1 pseudogene is annotated in these 255 nt (G+C 69.4%); it reads right to left on the bottom strand.

Annotated features, from left to right (window positions below):
- Positions 1–255, bottom strand: a pseudogene (locus AB4Y44_RS42720) (IS4/IS5 family transposase); the annotation flags it as partial.

Raw genomic sequence — 255 nt, 5'->3', positions numbered from 1 at the left:
CGGCTGCAGTGCGTGCAGCGCCTCGAACAGCATCTGCCGCTCAGCACCGTCGGCGGGATGAAGCGCGGCGTGCAGGGTCAGTTCGGCCCCCGGCAGGAACAGCGCAAACGCGTAGTGTTCGGCGCACCGTTCATGGCCGCGACGCGTGCCCACGCGCAGACGGCTGCCATCGGCGGCAACCAGGCGCAGGCCGTGCCAGCGCATCGAATCGAGATGGGGTTGGGCAAGTGCAATCAGGCGGGCACGGGCCAGTTC

The sequence above is a fragment of the Paraburkholderia sp. BR10937 genome (genome assembly GCF_040965695.1).
In the GTDB taxonomy this organism is placed as follows: Bacteria; Pseudomonadota; Gammaproteobacteria; order Burkholderiales; family Burkholderiaceae; genus Paraburkholderia.
Note: the sequence above shows the minus strand (reverse complement) of the source record. Positions and strands in the feature narration are given on the sequence as shown.